The organism is Enterorhabdus sp. P55 (assembly GCF_009911695.1).
In the GTDB taxonomy this organism is placed as follows: domain Bacteria; phylum Actinomycetota; class Coriobacteriia; order Coriobacteriales; family Eggerthellaceae; genus Enterorhabdus.
Map to the genome: position 1 here is coordinate 1 of NZ_QWKK01000265.1, position 765 is coordinate 765.

Annotated in this window: 2 protein-coding genes; both read left to right on the forward strand. The window is 65.4% G+C overall.

Annotated features, from left to right (window positions below; genetic code table 11):
- Nucleotides 1-268: 268 nt before the first annotated feature.
- A complete protein-coding gene (gene rpsF, locus D1643_RS11180; RefSeq protein WP_160710664.1) occupies nucleotides 269-562 on the forward strand; it encodes a 30S ribosomal protein S6 in 294 nt (97 codons plus the stop codon).
- A 54-nt stretch (nucleotides 563-616) separates the two neighbouring features.
- On the forward strand, nucleotides 617-765 hold a 149-nt coding region (locus tag D1643_RS11185; RefSeq protein ID WP_160710505.1), incomplete at its 3' end, for a single-stranded DNA-binding protein.

The following is a 765-nucleotide window of genomic DNA, read 5'->3' on the forward strand; positions in this document are numbered from 1 at the left end:
CCCTCGCCGCAGGCCCCGCCAGCCTCGGCCCCGCCCCCCGTTCTCGCGCCCCAGCCCCGCCGCGCATCCAGCCCGCCGCGCGTCCAGCCCGCCGGTGTCTGGGGGCGCCGCGCCCCCCGCCCCCCCCTCGTCGTCGCGGGTGGCAAATGTGGAGTTAACGTGTCTTGTTTGGGGCGCGTGACCGGGTTTGCTAGAATAGGCAGGCTATTTCCTGCCCCGGTCGTGCCTTCATCAGCCCGGGGCCGTACAGTCCAAAGGAGGTGAGCTGATGAAGGCTTACGAACTGCTGTTCATTGTCGCTCCCACTATCGACGAAGAGAATCGCGCTGGTGTCATGAAGCGCATCGAGACCGCCATCGCCGCTGGCGAGGGCAAGGTCGACAACGTCGAGGCGTGGGGCAAGCGCAAACTCGCTTATGAGATCAATGGTCTCACCGACGGTGATTACACCCTCATTGATTTCCACGCTGATCCCCAGTCCATCGCCGAGCTCGATCGCGTGCTGCGCATCACCGATGCCGTGGTGCGTCACATGATCGTCGCCCGCACCGACCGCGATTAGTAGTGAAATCAGGGTGGCGCCCCTGCGGCGCCCCCGGCTTGAGAAGAGGTGGAAATGAGCATCAACCGCGTCATCATCAGCGGCAATCTTACCCGCGATCCCGAGCTGCGCTCTACGGCCTCGGGTATGCCGGTGCTCGGCTTCGGCGTGGCGGTCAACGACCGCCGCAAGAACCAGCAGACCGGCGAGTGGGAGGACTACCC

Coding starts and splice junctions, on each gene's coding strand:
- rpsF (WP_160710664.1), top strand. CDS start 269: ATGAAGGCTTACGAACTGCTGTTCATTGTCGCTCCCACTATCGACGAA.